We start from the raw sequence: 16,901 nt of genomic DNA, 5'->3' as shown, positions 1-16,901 counted from the left end.
CGGCGGGCCGGCGCGCAGCCCCTTAGACCAGGGCGCGGCGGGCCACCTGCTCGCCCACCTCGAACACCCGCTTGTAGCGTTCGATCTCGTCGGCCGGCCCCATGGCCTTGGTGGGATTGTCGGAGAGCTTCACCGCCGGGCGGCCGTTGGCCGAGACCACCTTGCAGACGATGGAGATGGGATCGAGCGCGCCGTTCGGGGCAAGGCCCCGGAAGTCGTTGGTGAGCAGCGTGCCCCAGCCGAAGCCGAGCCGCACCCGTCCCGAGAAAGCCTTGTGGATCCGCGCCACCTCCTCGGCATCGAGGGCGTCGGAGAAGATGGCGAGCTTGTCCTGCGGGTCCTGTCCCCGTGCCTTCCACCAGGCGATGGCCTCCTCGCCGCCCTCCACCGGGTCCTTGCTGTCGATGCGGATGCCGGTCCAGTGCGCCACCCAGTCGGGGGCGTGGGCGAGGAAGCCGCTGGTGCCGTAGGTGTCGGGCAGGATGACGCGCAGGTTGCCGTCATAATCCTCCTGCCAGTCGGCGAGCACCTGGTAGGGCGCCCAGCGCAGCTCCTCTTCGTTGCGGGCCAGCGCCGCATAGACCATGGGCAGCTCGTGGGCGTTGGTGCCGGTGGCCTCCACCTCCCGCCGCATGGCGATGACGCAATTGGAGGTGCCGAGGAAGCCCTCGCCCAGCCCTTCGATGAGGGCCTGCACGCACCAGTCCTGCCACAGGAAGCCGTGGCGGCGGCGGGTGCCGAAATCGGCGATGTTGATGGGGGCCAGCGTCTTGAGGAACTGCACCTTCTCCCACACCCGCGCCATCGCCCGGGCATAGAGGATCTGCAGCTCGAACTTGCCCATGTCCTTCAGCACCGCGCGCGAGCGCAGCTCGTTGATGATGGCGAGGGCCGGGATCTCCCACATGGTGGTTTCGACCCACGGCCCCTCGAAGGTCAGCTCATACTGCCCGTCCCGCTTTTCCAGGTGATAGGCGGGGAAGCGGAAGCCCTCCAGCCACGCCACATAGTCGGGCGAGAACATCTGCCTCTTGCCGTAGAACATGTTGCCCCGCAGCCATGTGCTCTCGCCCCGCGTGAGCCTGAGGGAGCGCACATGGTCGAGCTGCTCGCGCAGGGCGCCCACATCGATGATCTCGGCCAGCCGGACATGGGTGGAGCGGTTATGGATGCCGAAGGTGACGCGCGTCGCCCGGTGGCGGTTGAAGATCGTCTGGCCCATCAGCAGCTTGTAGAAGTCCGTGTCGAGCACGGAGCGCACGATGGGGTCGATCTTCCAGGTGTGGTTGTAGACGCGCGTGGCGATGTCGGTCATTGGCGTCTTGCGGGAGTTGGAAGGGGCGGCGTCCGGTCAGGGGCGCGTCCGCAGGGCAGGCGCACCACCTATAGCATGTCGGCGGTGAATGCGATCCGTTCGCAGCAAATTCCGCTCGGCGGCCGCCCCTCAGCGGCAGCCCTTGCGGGCTTCCCACATCTTCACCTCGTCCACGAAGCGCTGCTGCGAGGGGGTGAGCTGGCCGTAGGGCGGAAAGCAGCGCTCGCCGAAGGTGGCGACGGCGTCCGCGGTCTTGAAGCAATAGCCGCGCTCCGCATAGACGGCATTGCGCTGATACCACAGCGCCCGGCACGACAATTCGCCCAGGGCCTGCGCCTGCGCCGCCGGGGCGAACACCGGTACGGCGCCCGCCATGCCCAGCGCGAGCATGCCCCGCCAAACCATGCCCCGAATGCGTGCCGGCCTGTTCATTTCCGCCTCCCGCCTTCCGTCCCGCAGGGCAGGCTAGCACTGCAACCGGACCGCGAGAATGACGGCGGTGCGCATGATTGTTTCTCTTAGGGCATCAATGTCATGCCGTTTCTTCCCATAGAAGCGAAGACGGCCGGGGCGTATTCAGAATGCAAGTCAAGAAGACCAATGGGAGGAAGTGCCATGGCCCGCATGCGTGCTGTCGATGCCGCCGTCCGAGTGCTTGAGAAGGAAGGCATTAGCTGCGCCTTCGGCGTGCCGGGCGCCGCCATCAACCCGCTCTATTCCGCCATGAAGGCGCGGGGCTCCATCCGCCACGTGCTGGCGCGCCATGTGGAAGGCGCCTCCCACATGGCCGAGGGCTACACCCGCGCGGTGGCCGGCAACATCGGCGTGTGCATCGGCACCTCCGGCCCTGCCGGCACCGATATGATCACCGGCCTCTATTCCGCCTCGGCGGATTCCATCCCGATCCTGTGCATCACCGGCCAGGCGCCCCGCGCCCGCCTGTACAAGGAAGACTTCCAGGCGGTGGACATCGAATCCATCGCCAAGCCCGTCACCAAGTGGGCGGTGACCGTGCGCGAGCCCGCCCTCGTCCCCATGGTGTTCCAGCAGGCGTTCCACGTCATGCGCTCCGGCCGCCCCGGCCCGGTGCTCATCGACCTGCCCATCGACGTGCAGATGGCCGAGATCGAGTTCGACGAGGAGACCTACGCCAGCCTCCCGGTCTACAAGCCGGCGGCCACGCAGGCGCAGATCGACAAGGCCATGGAGATGATCGTCGGCGCCAAGCGCCCGCTCATCGTCTCCGGCGGCGGCGTCATCAATGCGGATGCCTCCGATCTCCTGGTGGAGTTCGCCGAGCTGACCGGCATCCCGGTCATCCCCACCCTCATGGGCTGGGGCACCATCCCCGACGACCATCCGCTGATGGCCGGCATGTGCGGCCTGCAGACCTCGCACCGCTACGGCAATGCCAACATGCTGGCGTCCGACTTCGTGGTCGGCATCGGCAATCGCTGGGCCAACCGCCACACCGGCTCGGTGGAGGTCTATACGGAAGGACGCAAGTTCATCCATGTGGACATCGAGCCGACCCAGATCGGCCGCGTGTTCGGGCCGGACTTCGGCATCGTCTCCGATGCGAAGGCGGCGCTGGAACTGTTCGTCGCCGCCGCCAAGGCCCTGAAGGCCGCCGGCAAGCTGCCGGACTGGTCGGCGTGGGCCGGCGAATGCCTGGAGCGCAAGCAGACCATGCTGCGCAAGTCGCACTTCGACTCCGTGCCGCTGAAGCCCCAGCGGGTCTATGAGGAGATGAACGAGGCGCTGGGCCGCGACGTCACCTATGTGTCCACCATCGGCCTGTCGCAGATCGCCGGCGCGCAGTTCCTGCACGTCTACAATCCGCGCCACTGGATCAATTGCGGCCAGGCCGGCCCGCTGGGCTGGACCTTGCCGGCGGCCCTCGGCGTGCGCGCCGCGCGGCCCGACGCCAAGATCGTGGCGCTCTCGGGCGACTACGACTTCCAGTTCATGGTGGAAGAGCTGGCGGTGGGCGCCCAGCACAAGCTGCCCTACCTGCACGTGGTGGTGAACAACTCCTATCTGGGCCTCATCCGGCAGGCCCAGCGCGGCTTCAACATGGACTTCGAGGTGAGCCTCGCCTTCGACAACATCAATTCGGAGGAGGCCGGCGCCTACGGCGTGGACCATGTGGCGGTGGCCGAGGGCCTCGGCTGCAAGGCCATCCGCGTGCGCACCCCGAACGAGTTCAAGGACGCCTTCGCCAACGCCCAGAAGCTCATGGACGAGCATCAGGTGCCGGTGGTGGTGGAGTTCATCCTGGAGCGCGTCACCAACATCGCCATGGGGCTGGAGATCAACGCGGTCAACGAGTTCGAGGAAATCCTCGACGTGCCGCTGGATCAGGTCCGCGCCCTGGAGCCGGCGGAGTAAGCCCCGCACGTCACCTCCCGCACATGCGGCACCCCCCGGCTTCTCCGGGGGGTGCCCTTTGCCGCCCCTCGCTCCCTTCCATAAGCCGCGGATGCCCCGGAAGACCGGGGCGCAGCGGTGTGACAAACCCAAGGCTCAGCCCGCGGAGAGACCATGCCCAAGTTCTGCGCCAACCTCACCATGCTGTGGAACGAGATCGACTTCCTCGACCGCTTCGAAAAGGCGGCTGCGGCCGGCTTCACCGGGGTCGAGTATCTCTTCCCCTACGCTTACGAGAAGGATGCGCTGGCGGACAAGCTGGCCACCTACAAGCTCACCCAGGTGCTGCACAATCTGCCGGCCGGCGACTGGGCGGCGGGCGAGCGCGGCATCGCCTGCCTGCCGGGCCGTGAAGGCGAGTTCCAGGACGGCGTGGGCAAGGGCATCGACTATGCCAAGACCCTCGGCACCAAGGCCCTGAACTGCCTCGTGGGCCTGACCCCGAAGGATGTTCCCGCCGAGACCGTCCACGAGACCCTGGTGAAGAACCTGAAGTTCGCCGCCGCCGAGCTGAACAAGGCGGGCATTCCCTTCGTCGTCGAGGCCATCAACACCCGCGACATCCCCGGCTTCCACCTGCACAATACAAAGCAGACGCTGGCCGTGCTGGACGAAGTCGGTGCGGACGACGTCTTCTTTCAGTACGACATCTATCACATGCAGATCATGGAGGGGGACCTCACCCCCACCATCCGCACCAACATCGCCCGCATCAAGCACATCCAGCTGGCCGACAATCCGGGCCGCGGCGAGCCGGGCACGGGCGAGATCAACTATCCGTTCCTGTTCAAGGCCATCGACGATACCGGCTATGACGGCTGGATCGGCTGCGAATACAAGCCCAAGACCACCACCGACGAGGGCATCGGCTGGTTCGCGCCCTACAAGGGGTGATCTGCCATCCGGCAGTGTGGCGTCATGCCCGGCCTTGTGCCGGGCATCCACGCCCCGCGGCCAAGAGCGACATTCATCGCAGTGCGCAGGCGGCACGGCGTGGGTGGCCGGGACAAGCCCGGCCATGACGGTTCGTTCGAGACGATAGTCTTTCGACCAAAACACTCTTCAGGAGAAACGCACATGAACGTCGGATTCATCGGCCTCGGCATCATGGGTTCCCCCATGGCGGGACACCTCATCGACGCCGGCCACACCCTGTTCGTCTATGACGTCTTCCGCATCCCCGCGGAACTGACGGCCAAGGGCGCCACCACCTGCGCCTCCTCTGCCGACGTGGCCAAGGCCGCCGACATCATCATCACCATGGTGCCCGATACCCCGCATGTGGAAGAGGCCCTGTTCGGCACGGGCGGCGTTGCCGAAGGCCTGTCCGCGGGCAAGATCGTGGTGGACATGAGCTCCATCTCGCCGGTGGCCACCAAGGGCTTCGCGCAGAAGATCAACGCGCTCGGCTGCGACTATCTCGACGCCCCGGTCTCCGGCGGCGAGGTGGGCGCCAAGGCCGCCTCCCTCACCATCATGGTGGGCGGGCCGGAAGGCGCATTCGCCAAGGTGCAGCCCCTGTTCGAGAAGATGGGCAAGAACATCACCCTCGTGGGCGGCAACGGCGACGGCCAGACCACCAAGGTCGCGAACCAGATCATCGTGGCGCTGACCATCGAGGCGGTGGGCGAGGCGCTGCTGTTCGCCTCCAAGGCCGGCGCCGACCCGGCCAAGGTGCGGCAGGCGCTGATGGGCGGTTTCGCCTCCTCCAAGATCCTCGAAGTGCACGGCGACCGCATGGTGAAGCGCACCTTCGATCCGGGCTTCCGCATCGAGCTGCACCAGAAGGACCTCAACCTCGCCCTCCAGAGCGCCAAGGCCCTGGGCGTGAGCCTGCCCAACACCGCCACCTGCCAGGAGCTGTTCAACGCCTGCGCCGCCCACGGCGGCTCCAAGTGGGATCACTCCGCCATGGTCAAGGCGCTGGAGCTGATGGCGAACCACGAGATCGCCTGAGAGCGGGGCGGGGTTCGCCCCGCCTTCGTTGAACGTGTTCCCTCCCCCGTGCGGGGGAGGGCAGGGTCGGGCCGCGCCGGCCTCCCGCCGCGCTGTCCCCATCCGTCAGCCCTGCTGCCGCTTATGCGACTTTATGCGTACATGAAGGGCAGGCATGATGCCCCTAGAGACGTTCGACTCGACACGACGCACAACCAAAGCGTGATCAAACGCGGGAGCCGGAGGAAAACGCCATGCCCACGAAGCGCCAGCAGCCCCTGAAGCGTCAGCGGTCCACCAAGATCGTCGCCACCGTCGGCCCGGCCTCCAACAGCGAGGAGAAGCTGAAGGAGCTGTTTCTCGCCGGTGTGGATGTGTTCCGGCTCAATTTCAGCCACGGCACCCAGGCCGACCACGGGGTGGTGCTGGACCGCATCCGCCGGCTGGAAAAGGAGATGAACCGGCCCATCGGCGTCATCGCCGACATGCAGGGGCCCAAGCTGCGCATCGGCCGCTTCAAGGACGGCGCCATCGCCCTCAAGGCCGGCGACATCCTGCACTTCGATGCCGACGTGGACCGGCTCGGCGACGAGACCCGCGTGCCGATCCCCCATCCCGATATCCTGGCCGCGCTGAACGTGGGCTCCACCGTGCTGTGCGACGACGGCAAGGTGCGGCTCAAGGTGATCAAGAAGGGCGATGGCTTCCTGGAGGCCCAGGTGGTGGCGGGCACCAAGCTCTCCAACAACAAGGGCTTCAATATCCCGGACGTGGTGCTGCCCCTGTCGCCGCTCACCGACAAGGACCGCCTCGACCTGGAATTTGCCTGCGAGGCGGGGGTGGAGTGGATCGCCCTCTCCTTCGTCCAGCGGCCGGAGGACATCCACGAGGCCCGCGCCCTCATCAAGGACCGCGCGGCGGTGATGCTGAAGATGGAGAAGCCGTCGGCGGTGGAATATCTCACCGAGCTGGTGGAACTCTCCGACTCCATCATGGTGGCCCGCGGCGACCTCGGCGTGGAAATGTCGCTGGCCGAGGTGCCGGCGCTGCAGAAGCGCATGATCGCCGAGGCGCGCAAATATGGCCGCCCCGTCATCGTCGCCACCCAGATGCTGGAATCCATGATCACCGCCCCGGTGCCCACCCGCGCCGAGGTGTCGGACGTGGCCACCGCCGTCTATGAGGGCGCCGACTGTGTGATGCTCTCGGCGGAGACGGCGGCCGGCCAGTTCCCGGTGGAGGCCGTCACCTTCATGAACGACATCATCCGCCATGTGGAGTGCGATCCCGGCTACCGCCACGTGCTGGACGCCACCCAGGCGGAATGGGGCAAGACCATCGGCGACGCGGTCACCAAGGCCACCTACCAGGCGGCCATCGCGGTGGATGCCTCGGCGCTGGTGGCCTTCACCCTGTCCGGGACCACGGGATTGCGGGCCGCGCGCGAGCGCCCGGCCATCCCGATCCTCGGCCTCACCCCGTCCATGGAGACCGCGCGGCGCCTCGCGCTGTCCTATGGGGTCCACGCCGTGCACATGAAGGAGGATATCCACTCCTTCGGCGACATGGTGGACACCGCCGTGCGCACCGCGGTGGAACATGGCCTGGGCAAGCCGGGGGACCGGCTGGCCATCACCGCCGGCGTTCCGTTCGCGAAGCCCGGCACCACCAACATCATGCGCATCACCACCATCGGTGCCGACAGCCCGCCCTCCCGCCACGACGCCGACACGGATACCCCTGCGGTCCGGGTGTCCAAGGGTCACGAGGGGAAGCGCCAGGATGCGAAGGCGCACGAGAAGAAGGCGCACGGCGGCAAGGTGCACGCCTGAGCTGATCCTGGCGCGGTCGGGTAACCTCCGGTCGCGCCAGCCATTCCGGTGCCCATACCTCTGCTGCAACTTTCTGACGCAGGGGAGGGGCCGAAATCGTTTTCTTGAACCCGTTGGTGTCATGGGACCATCCCTGCTCTGGACGTCCCGGCGCGAAATGGAGTTAAGCTGCTAACGATTGGGTCAAGCAGCAGATGCCTGTCGAAATCGAACGCAAATTTCTCGTCAAATCCCGTAGCTGGCGCGCGGGTGCGCGGGCCAGCGCCATCCGGCAGGGCTATCTGTGCTCCGGCTCCGGCGCCACCGTGCGCATCCGCATTGCGGATGCGGAGGCCTTCGTCACGGTGAAGGGCAAGACCCAGGGTATCAGCCGCGCCGAGTTCGAATATCCCATTCCGCTGCGCGACGCCGAGGTCATGCTGGAGACCTTGTGCGTGCGGCCGCTCATCGAGAAGACGCGCTATTTTCTGGAGCATGCCGGCAAGCTTTGGACCGTCGACGTGTTCGACGGCGAGAACGATGGCCTCGTCGTGGCCGAGGTGGAACTCACCGGTCCGGACGAGCCGGTCGCGCTGCCCGACTGGGTGGGCGAAGAAGTCACCGACGACCCGCGCTACCGCAACTCCGCCTTGGTGAGCGCGCCCCTGGGCGGCCCTGATTTGGTCGGCTCTGGCGTGGGCGGCCCGGCCCTCGTCGACGCGGAGCTGGGCAACGGCGCCTGAAGCCGTTCAGGCGCCCTTCAGCGCCGCTTCCACCGCCAGCATGTCGCGCCAGGCGAGGCGCTTGCCCAGCGGCGTGCGCAGCAGATAGGCCGGATGGAAGGTAGCGATGGCGCGGATGGTCCGCGTGCCGCTCTCCGTGCCGTTCTCATAGTCCATGAACCGCCCGCGCAGCCGGGTGATGCCCTCGGTGGTGGCAAGCAGCGCCTGTGCCGACGGGCCGCCGAGGCACACCAGGATATCCGGGTCCGCCAATTCGATCTGGCGCTTGATGAAGGGCAGGCACACCGCCGTTTCCTGCGGCGTCGGGGTACGGTTGCCCGGCGGGCGCCAGGGGATGACGTTGGCGATATAGGCGCTGGTGCGGTCGAGGCCGATGGCCGCCATCATCAGGTCCAGCAGCCGCCCCGAGCGGCCCACGAAGGGCAGGCCCTGCTGGTCCTCGTCGCGGCCTGGCGCCTCGCCCACGAACATCACTTTCGCCTTGGGGTTGCCGTCGGCGAACACCAGCCGGCTCGCCGTGCGCTTCAGGGCGCAGCCCTCGAAACCGTCGAGGATGGCGCGCAGGGCGTCGAGGCTCTCGGCATTGCGGGCGGCTTCCCGCGCCGACATCACCGCCTCGTCCGGCGGCTGGGTGACCAGCGCGGAGGCGCCGGCGGGCGGAGCCGACAGGGCGTTGGCGCGAGAGGGAACCGACTGTCTGAAGGCGGTCGGGGCGGCCGGGCGGTTCGGGACGAGGGGGGATGGGTCCGGCCCGGGCGCGCCGATGCGGGACGCTGGTGTCGCGGTCTCCGGCGTTGACCGCGCCCCTGCTCGTCCTTTGGCCTGCTCCGCCGCGCTTTCGGCGAAACGGTCCACCGGGGCTTCGCCCACGGTCACATCCACGCCCGCCTCCACGTAGAAGGCGAGGATGTCGGCAAGGTCGGCGAGAGGCGTGGGGCTCATGGGACTATTCTAGAGCACGCGCCGATCAGATTGCATCGCTATCTGATCGGCGCGGCGGTCTCCAGCCCTCAGGCCCGAGCCGCCGCGATCATCGGTGCGCCCGGGCTCAGAAGCCCCAAGCCGGATGCCTGCGGCGGTCTCCAGTGGGCGGGGCGCTCCCGCTGCAGTCGGCGGGGGTGGAGCGGGCCGTCTATTGCGGAAACCCAGCCTTCATAACCAGGTCAACTTATGCTCCTTTAGGGCAATAGATTTCCGCTTACGGCATCGACGCAATTGTCATTGCGCTGCAACCGTGGAAGAAGTCCAAGCAAGGAACGAAAGACAGGGGAGCTTGAGGCATGAGCGCGGCGGAACTGCCTGAACGCGAAGGCATGGATTATGACGTGGTGGTGGTTGGCGCCGGGCCTGCCGGCCTTGCCACCGCCATACGCCTGAAGCAGCAGGCGGCCGAGCGCGGGTCCGACATCTCGGTGGTGGTGGTGGAAAAGGGCTCCGAGGTGGGCGCCCATATCCTCTCCGGCGCGGTCATCGATCCCGTCGGCCTCGACGCGCTCCTGCCCGGCTGGCGCGCGGAGGCGGATGCGCCGCTCTCCGTGCAGGTCAACGACGATCATTTCTACCTGCTCGGCCCGGCCGGCGGCATCCGCCTGCCCAATTTCGCCATGCCGCCGCTGATGAACAACCACGGCAATTATGTCGGCTCGCTGGGCAATGTCTGCCGCTACCTCGCGCAGAAGGCCGAGGCGCTGGGGGTGGAGATCTATCCCGGCTTTGCCGCCGACGAGATCCTGTTTGACGAGAAGGGCGCCGTGGCCGGCATCGCCACCGGCGACATGGGCGTGGACAAGAACGGCGTGCCCAAGGGCGAGTTCACCCGCGGCATGGAATTGCGCGGCCGCTACACCGTGTTCGCCGAGGGCGCGCGCGGCCACCTCACCAAGCAACTCATCGCCAAATATGGCCTCGACGCCGGCCGCGACGTGCCGAAATTCGGCATCGGCCTGAAGGAGCTGTGGAAGGTGAAGCCGGAGAAGCACAGGCCCGGCCTGGTGCAGCACGGCTTCGGCTGGCCGCTGGACGGCAAGACCGGCGGCGGCGCCTTCCTCTATCACATGGAGGACGAGCAGGTGATGGTGGGCTTCGTGGTCCACCTCAACTACCAGAACCCGTATCTGTCGCCCTTCGACGAGTTCCAGCGCTTCAAGACCCACCCCTTCTTCCGCGATACCTTCCAGGGCGGCAAGCGCATCGCCTATGGCGCGCGGGCGCTGTCGGAAGGTGGCTACCAGAGCGTGCCGAAGCTGTCGTTCCCCGGCGGCGTGCTGGTGGGCTGCGCGGCGGGCTTCGTGAACGTGCCGCGCATCAAGGGCAGCCACAATGCGGTGCTCTCCGGGATGCTGGCCGCCGACCACCTCGCCGACGCCCTCGCGCAGGATCGCGGCCATGACGAGCTGTCGAGCTATGAGGCGGCGTGGCGCTCGTCCGCCATCGGCGCGGACCTGAAGAAGGTGCGCAATGTGAAGCCGCTGTGGTCGAAGCTCGGCACCTTCATCGGCATTCCGCTCGGCGCGCTGGACATGTGGACCAACACGCTGGGCTTCTCATTGTTCGGCACCCTGAAGCACGGCAAGACCGACGCCGCCTCCCTGAAGCCGGCCAAGGACTGCAAGAAGATCACCTATCCCCGGCCCGACGGCGTTTTGACCTTCGACAAGCTGTCCTCGGTGTTCCTGTCGAACACTAACCACGAGGAGAACCAGCAGGTGCACCTGGTGGTGAAGGATATGGCTTTGCAGAAGGCGTCGGAGCACGACATCTATGCCGGCCCGTCCAACCGCTACTGCCCGGCCGGCGTCTATGAGTGGATCGAGGAGGGGGCAGATGCGCCGCGCTTCCAGATCAACGCCCAGAACTGCGTGCACTGCAAGACGTGCGACATCAAGGACCCCAACCAGAACATCACCTGGACCGCCCCCGAGGGCGGCGGCGGGCCGAACTATCCGAATATGTGAGGGGGCTTCGGTCCGCCGCTCGCGGAGCGTATCCGCCTCCTCATCACGCCCTGCCGCCCAATCACCGTCATCCCCCGGCTTGACCGGGGGATCCATGGGGCCGCTTGCCCGGCCCCGGCGGCGTGGATGCCCCGGTCAAGCCGGGGGATGACGGGCGTGTGTGGGACGTGTTCCTGAAGGGGTCGTGCGGGTTGGCGTCGGGGTTCGCCCGTCAGCCGCCGTTGGCGATAGCCTGGGCGATCCGGGGCAGGGCTTCCACCGCCACTTCGGCCAGCGCGTGGCCGTAGAGGATGAGGCAGGGGCCTTCGGCACCGGCCTCGGCGGCGCGGGCCACCTCTTCCGTGAGCGTCGCGACGGTGGCGAGGATCACCTTCTCCTCCGGCCGCGTCACCGAGAACATGGCCACCGCCGGCGTCGCCGGATCGATGCCCGCGGCCATCAGGTTGCGCACCAGGTCCGGCAGGGTGCGCCGGGGCATGTAGACCACCGTCGTCGCCGCCTTGTCGGCCAGCGCGTTGAAGTCGAGGTCCTTGGGCAGCTTGCCGTCGCGGGCATGGGCGGTGACGAATTGCAGCCGCCGGGCATGGTCGCGGTGGGTCAGGGAGGTAACCAGCCGGCTCGCCGCCCCCTGCGGCGCCGAGATGCCGGGGATCACCTCCACCGGCACCCCCGCCGCGCGGCAATGGGCGATCTCTTCCCCCGCGCGGCCGAAGATCATGGGCTCGCCGCCCTTCAGGCGCACCACGCGGCGGCCTTCCCGGGCGAGGTCCACCATCAGGGCATTGATGTCGTCCTGCTTGCAGGAGGGGCCGTAGCCGGTCTTGCCCACCAGCATCTTCTTGGCCTCGCGCCGGGCGAAATCGAGGATCGCGCCGGAGACGAGGTCGTCATAGAGCACCACGTCCGCCGATTGCAGCGCCCGCACCGCCTTGAGCGTCAGGAGTTCCGGATCGCCCGGCCCCGCGCCCACCAGCACCACCGAGCCGCCATGGGGGACGGAGGCCTCCGCCTCGATGGCGGCGAACAGGGCGGCGCGGTCGGTGTCCTCCGGCGCCCGGTTGGGCTCGGCGAGCGCCGTTGCGGCGAAGCGCTCCCAGAAGGCGCGGCGGGCATGGTGGGAGAGACCGCGCGCGGTGACCGCCTGCCGCCACGTCTTCGCGGCCAGCGCCCAGGCCTTGAAGCCCGAGGGCAAAAGCGCCTCGATCTTGGCCCGCACCGCCTGCCCGAAGACCGGGGCGGCGCCATCGGTGGAGATGCCCACCACCAGCGGCGAGCGGTTCACGATGGCGCCGAAGGTGAAGTCGGAGAGGGCCGGCTTGTCGATGGCGTTCACCGGCACGCCGGCTTCGCGGGCGGCGGTCACGAAGCGCCGGGCGTCCGCCTCGTCGTCAAAGCCGGCCACCGCGAGGGCGGCGCCGGGGATGTCGTCGGCATGCCAGTCGCGCACATGGATCAGGATGGGCCCGCGGGGCGGCGCGCCGGCCAGCCGCCACAGGTCCTCGCAGACATGGGGGGCGATCACCTCCACCCGCGCCCCGGCGGCGGAGAGCAGTTCCGCCTTCCAGGCCGCCGGCTCGCCGCCGCCCGCCACCAGCACGCGCCGGCCCTCCAGGCCGAAGAACACCGGCAGGCGCGCGATGGCCTCCATGCGCGCATGTCCGGCCTGGCGCGGGGCGCGGGGCGTGGGTTTGTCGGGGCCGGTGGCGGCCATGGGGAAAAGTGCTCCCGAACCTGTTGGATCTTCAACGTAAGGCGTGCCGGGCCGGCGATCAACGCGGCAGCGGCGCTCCGGCGGCGAGGGGCGCCGCCGGAGCGTGTGGAAGGCGGAAGCTCAGCCGCGGGCGGCGACGACGATAATTTCCACGAGGAACTTGGGGGCGGCGAGCTTGCCCTCGCTGGTGGCGCGGGCCGGCGGGTTGTCCTGGTCGACCCAGGCGTCCCACACACTGTTCATGCCGGCGAAATTGGCGATGTCCGACAGCCAGATGGTGGCGGTAAGGAGGCGCGACTTGTCGGTGCCGGCGCGGGCCAGAAGGGCGTCGATGGAGGCGAGGACGGCCTTGGTCTGGCTTTCCACGTCCGGCCCCTCGGCCACCTGGCCGGCGAGATAGACGGTGTTGCCGTGGATCACGGCTTCGCTCATGCGGCGGCCCTTGTCGAGCCTGTCGATGCTCATGGGATGGTCCTTTTTGAGGGGGAAGCAGGGAGAAGGTCTTTAGCAGCTTCAGGGGCGGCCAAGTCAACCGGGGGAAGTCAACCGGGGGAACGTCGCCGGCCCATCGGTCGTGGATGGCCCAAGGGCCGTCATGCTCCGGCTTGACCGGGGCATCCATTCCGCCGCCGGGCGCGATGCCCGGCCGGAGCATGGGCCCTCCGGTCAAGCCGGAGGGCGACGACGGTTGGGGAGCTAAGCGCAAGAGACCGCCGCAAGCGACCGCCAAAGGCGCTTCCATAATCCGGCGCTCCAATCCGGCGATCCCCGGAATTTGCCCGCTGCGCGGACGTCTTGCGCTGGGTCCCGGCTCTCCTTCCGCTTCGCTGCAGTCGGCCGGGACGCGAGAGCCCCATCAGTGCGCCTCTTCCCAGTTCTTCGCCGCCCGCGCGTCCACCTTCAGCGGCACGGCGAGGGTGACGGCGGGGGCACAGGCGGTTTCCATGGCCTCGCGCACCACGGAGATGGTGGCCTGCGCCTCGCCCTCGGGCACCTCGAACACCAGTTCGTCATGCACCTGCAGCAGCATGCGGGCGGAGAGTTTCGCCCCAGCCAGCGCCGGCTCCATGCGGATCATGGCGCGGCGGATGATGTCCGCCGCCGTGCCCTGGAGGCGCGCATTGATGGCCGCGCGCTCGTTGAAGGCGCGGATGGAGGGGTTCTTCGCCGCGATCTCGGGATAGTGGCAGCGCCGGCCGAACAGGGTCTCCACATAGCCGTGCTCACGACAGAAGGTCTTGGTCGCCTCCATATAGTCGCGGATGCTGGGGAAACGCTCGAAATAGCGCTTGATGTATTGCCCCGCCTCCTCCCGCGGAATGCCCAGCTGGTTGGCGAGGCCGAAGGCGGAGATGCCGTAGATGATGCCGAAATTGATGGCCTTGGCCCGCCGGCGCACCTCGGCCGGCATGTCCTTCACCGGCACGTTGAACATCTCGGACGCGGTCATGGCGTGGATGTCCAGCCCTTCGGTGAAGGCGGTGCGCAGGGCCGGGATCTCGGCGATCTCCGCGAGCAGCCGCAGCTCGATCTGCGAATAGTCCGCCGACACCAGCAAATTGCCCTCTTCCGCCACGAAGGCGCGGCGGATGCGCCGGCCCTCCTCGGTGCGGATGGGGATGTTCTGCAAATTGGGGTCGGAGGAGGACAGCCGCCCGGTGGTGGTGGCGGCCAGCGCGTAGGAGGTGTGGACGCGCCTGGTCTGCGGATTCACGAAATGGGGCAGGGCGTCCGTATAGGTGGAGCGCAGCTTGGAGAGCTGGCGCCACTCCAGGATCTTCTGCGGCAGCTTGTGACCGGCCTCGGCCAGTTCCTCCAGGGCGGTGGCCTTGGTGGACCACATGCCGGTGGCGGTCTTGGTGCCGCCGGGCAGGCCCATCTTGCCGAACAGGATGTCGCCCATCTGCTTGGGACTGCCCACGTTCAGCCGCTCGCCAGCCAGCTCCGCGATCTCGTCCTCGATGCGCGCGGCGCCCTGCGCGAACTCGGACGACAGGCGCGCCAGCATGGCCTTGTCGATGGAGATGCCGTGGCTCTCCATGCGCGCCAGCACGGCGATGAGCGGGCGCTCCAGGGTCTCGTAGACGGTGGTCCGGCCCTCGGCCGCAAGGCGGGGTTTGAGCACCTGCCACAGGCGCAGCGTCACGTCCGCATCCTCGGCGGCGTAGTGGGTGGCGGGCTCCAGCGCCACCTTGTCGAAGGTCACCCGCGCCTTGCCCTTGCCGGTCACCTCGGAAAAGGCGATGGGCTGGTGGCCCAGATGCAGCACGGACAATTCATCCATGCCATGGCCGTTCTTGCCCGCATCCAGCGCGTAGGACATGCACATGGTGCAGTCGAAGGGGGAAACATCGATGCCGTGGCGGGCCAGCACCAGCTGGTCGTACTTCACATTGTGCCCGACCTTCAGGGTGCCGGCATCCTCCAGCACGCCCTTGAGGGCGGCGATGGCGTCGCGGACCGGGATCTGGCCGGGCAACTGCCCTTCGCTGAACAGGCCGTCGCCCGCCCCGGTGTGGGCAAGCGGGATGTAGCAGGCCTCGTTGGGCGAGAGCGCCAGCGAGACGCCCACGAGGTCGGCCTGCATGGGGGCGAGGGAATTGGTCTCGGTGTCGAAGGCGACGAGGCCCTGGTCCTGCGCCTTGGCGCACCATGCCTTCAGCTCGTCGAGGTCGAGGATGGTGCGGTAGGCCGTGCGGTCCACCGGGGTGGCGCGGGCGGCGGTGGCGCGGGCATGGGCGAGGTCGGCCGGCGTGAGGGTGCCATCCATGGCCTGGGCCACGGCCGAGGGGGCGGGGGCTTCACCGCCGGCGGCCGGCGCTTCGCCGTCCGTCTCCTCGGCCGAGGAGGGGGCGGCGGGGGAGAACAGGCCGGCGGGGGCAAGCCGGGCGTCCGCCTCCACCTCGGCGGCCTCCACGCCATAGGCCTCGGCCACGCGGCGGGTGATGGTGGTGAATTCCATGGCCTTCAGGAAGGCGATGAGGCGCTTGGCGTCGGGCGCCTCCAGCACCAGGTCTTCCAGGGGGACTTCGACGGCCACGTCGCGCACCAGCGTCACCAGCGTCTTGGAGATGCGCGCCGCCCCGGCATTGGTGAGCAGGGATTCCCGCCGCTTGGGCTGCTTGATCTCGCCGGCGCGGGCCAGCAGGGTTTCAAGGTCGCCATATTCGCCGATGAGCTGGGCGGCGGTCTTGATGCCGATGCCCGGCACGCCCGGCACGTTGTCGGTCGAGTCGCCCGCCAGCGCCTGCACGTCCGTCACCTTCTCCGGTGGCACGCCGAAATATTCCAGCACCTCGCCCACCCCGATGCGCCGCTCCGGCCGCGCCCCGCGCCCGCCGCTCTCGCCGGAGGCGGGGTCGTACATAGCGACCTTGGGGCCGACCATCTGCATCAAATCCTTGTCGGCGGAGACGATGAGCACGTCCGCCCCCGCCTTCACCGCCTGGTCGGCATAGGTGGCGATGAGGTCGTCCGCCTCGTAACGCGCCTGCTCCACCGGGATCAGGCCGAAGGCGCGCACCGCCTCGCGCATGAGCGGGAACTGGGGGATGAGTTCTTCCGGCGGCTCGGAGCGGTTGGCCTTGTAGTCGGGATACAGCTCCTTGCGGAAACTATCCTCCGACTTGTCGAAGATGATGGCGAGGTGGGTCGGCTTGATGCCCACCGCCCCGTCGCGCACGAACTGCAACAGCTTGGTGCAGAACAGCCGCACCGCCCCGGTGGGCAGCCGGTCGGAGCGGAAATTGTACTTCCGGTCCTGGTTGATGGACTGGAAATAGGCGCGGAACACGAAGGACGAGCCGTCCACCAGGAACACATGGTCGCCGGACTGGAGGGGGCGGGGGGAGGGCGACATCTCAAGGTCCTCAGGAACAATCTGCGCAGGCCAAGCCCGGCAAAGGCGCGCACGATGCCCGAGGGGGCCGCCCGGAACAAGAGCGCGGGGAGAGCGGTCCCCCGGCGCGCGGTGCCGGCACGGGAAGCGGCGCGGCGCCCTGT

At 68.1% G+C, this 16,901-nt stretch carries 12 protein-coding genes; 6 read left to right on the top strand and 6 right to left on the bottom strand.

The annotated features are described in order from the left end of the window. Positions 1-22: 22 nt before the first annotated feature. Together pncB and V5F48_RS01360 are read right to left on the bottom strand one after the other, a co-directional pair. Complete coding sequence (pncB, locus tag V5F48_RS01365) at positions 23-1,315, bottom strand: nicotinate phosphoribosyltransferase (RefSeq protein WP_394039322.1); 1,293 nt, start codon at positions 1,313-1,315, stop codon at positions 23-25. 129 nt (positions 1,316-1,444) lie between these two features. Beyond that, positions 1,445-1,747 (bottom strand): YARHG domain-containing protein, encoded by a 303-nt coding sequence (locus tag V5F48_RS01360; RefSeq protein WP_394039320.1) that lies wholly within the window; start codon positions 1,745-1,747, stop codon positions 1,445-1,447. A 183-nt stretch (positions 1,748-1,930) separates the two neighbouring features. On the opposite strand from V5F48_RS01360, the gene gcl reads away from it, so the two are divergent. From gcl to V5F48_RS01335, 5 genes are all read left to right on the top strand, one after another. Beyond that, positions 1,931-3,706 (top strand): glyoxylate carboligase, encoded by a 1,776-nt coding sequence (gene gcl / locus V5F48_RS01355; RefSeq protein WP_394039318.1) that lies wholly within the window; start codon positions 1,931-1,933, stop codon positions 3,704-3,706. Positions 3,707-3,859: 153 nt separating this feature from the next. Next, positions 3,860-4,639 carry a hydroxypyruvate isomerase gene (gene hyi / locus V5F48_RS01350; protein ID WP_394039316.1) on the top strand — a complete coding sequence of 260 codons (780 nt, stop codon included), beginning with the start codon at positions 3,860-3,862 and terminating at the stop codon, positions 4,637-4,639. Between the two features lie 183 nt (positions 4,640-4,822). Further along, positions 4,823-5,701, top strand: a complete 879-nt coding sequence (gene glxR, locus V5F48_RS01345) for a 2-hydroxy-3-oxopropionate reductase (RefSeq protein WP_394039314.1) — start codon at positions 4,823-4,825, stop codon at positions 5,699-5,701. Between the two features lie 233 nt (positions 5,702-5,934). Then, positions 5,935-7,512: a pyruvate kinase gene (gene pyk / locus V5F48_RS01340; protein WP_394039312.1), complete on the top strand. Its 1,578-nt coding sequence runs from the start codon at positions 5,935-5,937 to the stop codon at positions 7,510-7,512. Positions 7,513-7,706: 194 nt separating this feature from the next. Further along, on the top strand, positions 7,707-8,234 hold the full coding sequence (locus tag V5F48_RS01335; RefSeq protein WP_394039310.1) for a CYTH domain-containing protein: 528 nt from the start codon (positions 7,707-7,709) through the stop codon (positions 8,232-8,234). Positions 8,235-8,240: 6 nt separating this feature from the next. On the opposite strand, the gene V5F48_RS01330 is transcribed toward V5F48_RS01335, so the two are convergent. After that, positions 8,241-9,176 carry a uracil-DNA glycosylase gene (locus tag V5F48_RS01330; RefSeq protein WP_394039308.1) on the bottom strand — a complete coding sequence of 312 codons (936 nt, stop codon included), beginning with the start codon at positions 9,174-9,176 and terminating at the stop codon, positions 8,241-8,243. A gap of 338 nt (positions 9,177-9,514) precedes the next feature. Between V5F48_RS01330 and V5F48_RS01325 the strand changes: the two genes are divergently transcribed. Then, positions 9,515-11,188 carry an electron transfer flavoprotein-ubiquinone oxidoreductase gene (locus V5F48_RS01325; RefSeq protein ID WP_394039306.1) on the top strand — a complete coding sequence of 558 codons (1,674 nt, stop codon included), beginning with the start codon at positions 9,515-9,517 and terminating at the stop codon, positions 11,186-11,188. Positions 11,189-11,399: 211 nt separating this feature from the next. On the opposite strand, the gene cysG is transcribed toward V5F48_RS01325, so the two are convergent. The 3 genes from cysG to polA all read right to left on the bottom strand — a co-directional run bounded on the left by cysG (position 11,400) and on the right by polA (position 16,758). Beyond that, a complete protein-coding gene (cysG, locus tag V5F48_RS01320; protein ID WP_394039304.1) occupies positions 11,400-12,899 on the bottom strand; it encodes a siroheme synthase CysG in 1,500 nt (499 codons plus the stop codon). Positions 12,900-13,019: 120 nt separating this feature from the next. Next, complete coding sequence (locus V5F48_RS01315; RefSeq protein WP_394039302.1) at positions 13,020-13,364, bottom strand: RidA family protein; 345 nt, start codon at positions 13,362-13,364, stop codon at positions 13,020-13,022. 391 nt (positions 13,365-13,755) lie between these two features. Beyond that, positions 13,756-16,758, bottom strand: a complete 3,003-nt coding sequence (polA, locus tag V5F48_RS01310; protein WP_394039300.1) for a DNA polymerase I — start codon at positions 16,756-16,758, stop codon at positions 13,756-13,758. Positions 16,759-16,901: the final 143 nt, after the last annotated feature.

The sequence above is a fragment of the Xanthobacter autotrophicus ATCC 700552 genome (assembly GCF_043194565.1).
Taxonomy (GTDB): Bacteria; Pseudomonadota; Alphaproteobacteria; order Rhizobiales; family Xanthobacteraceae; genus Xanthobacter; species Xanthobacter autotrophicus_F.
This window is presented reverse-complemented; position numbering and strand designations above follow the sequence as displayed.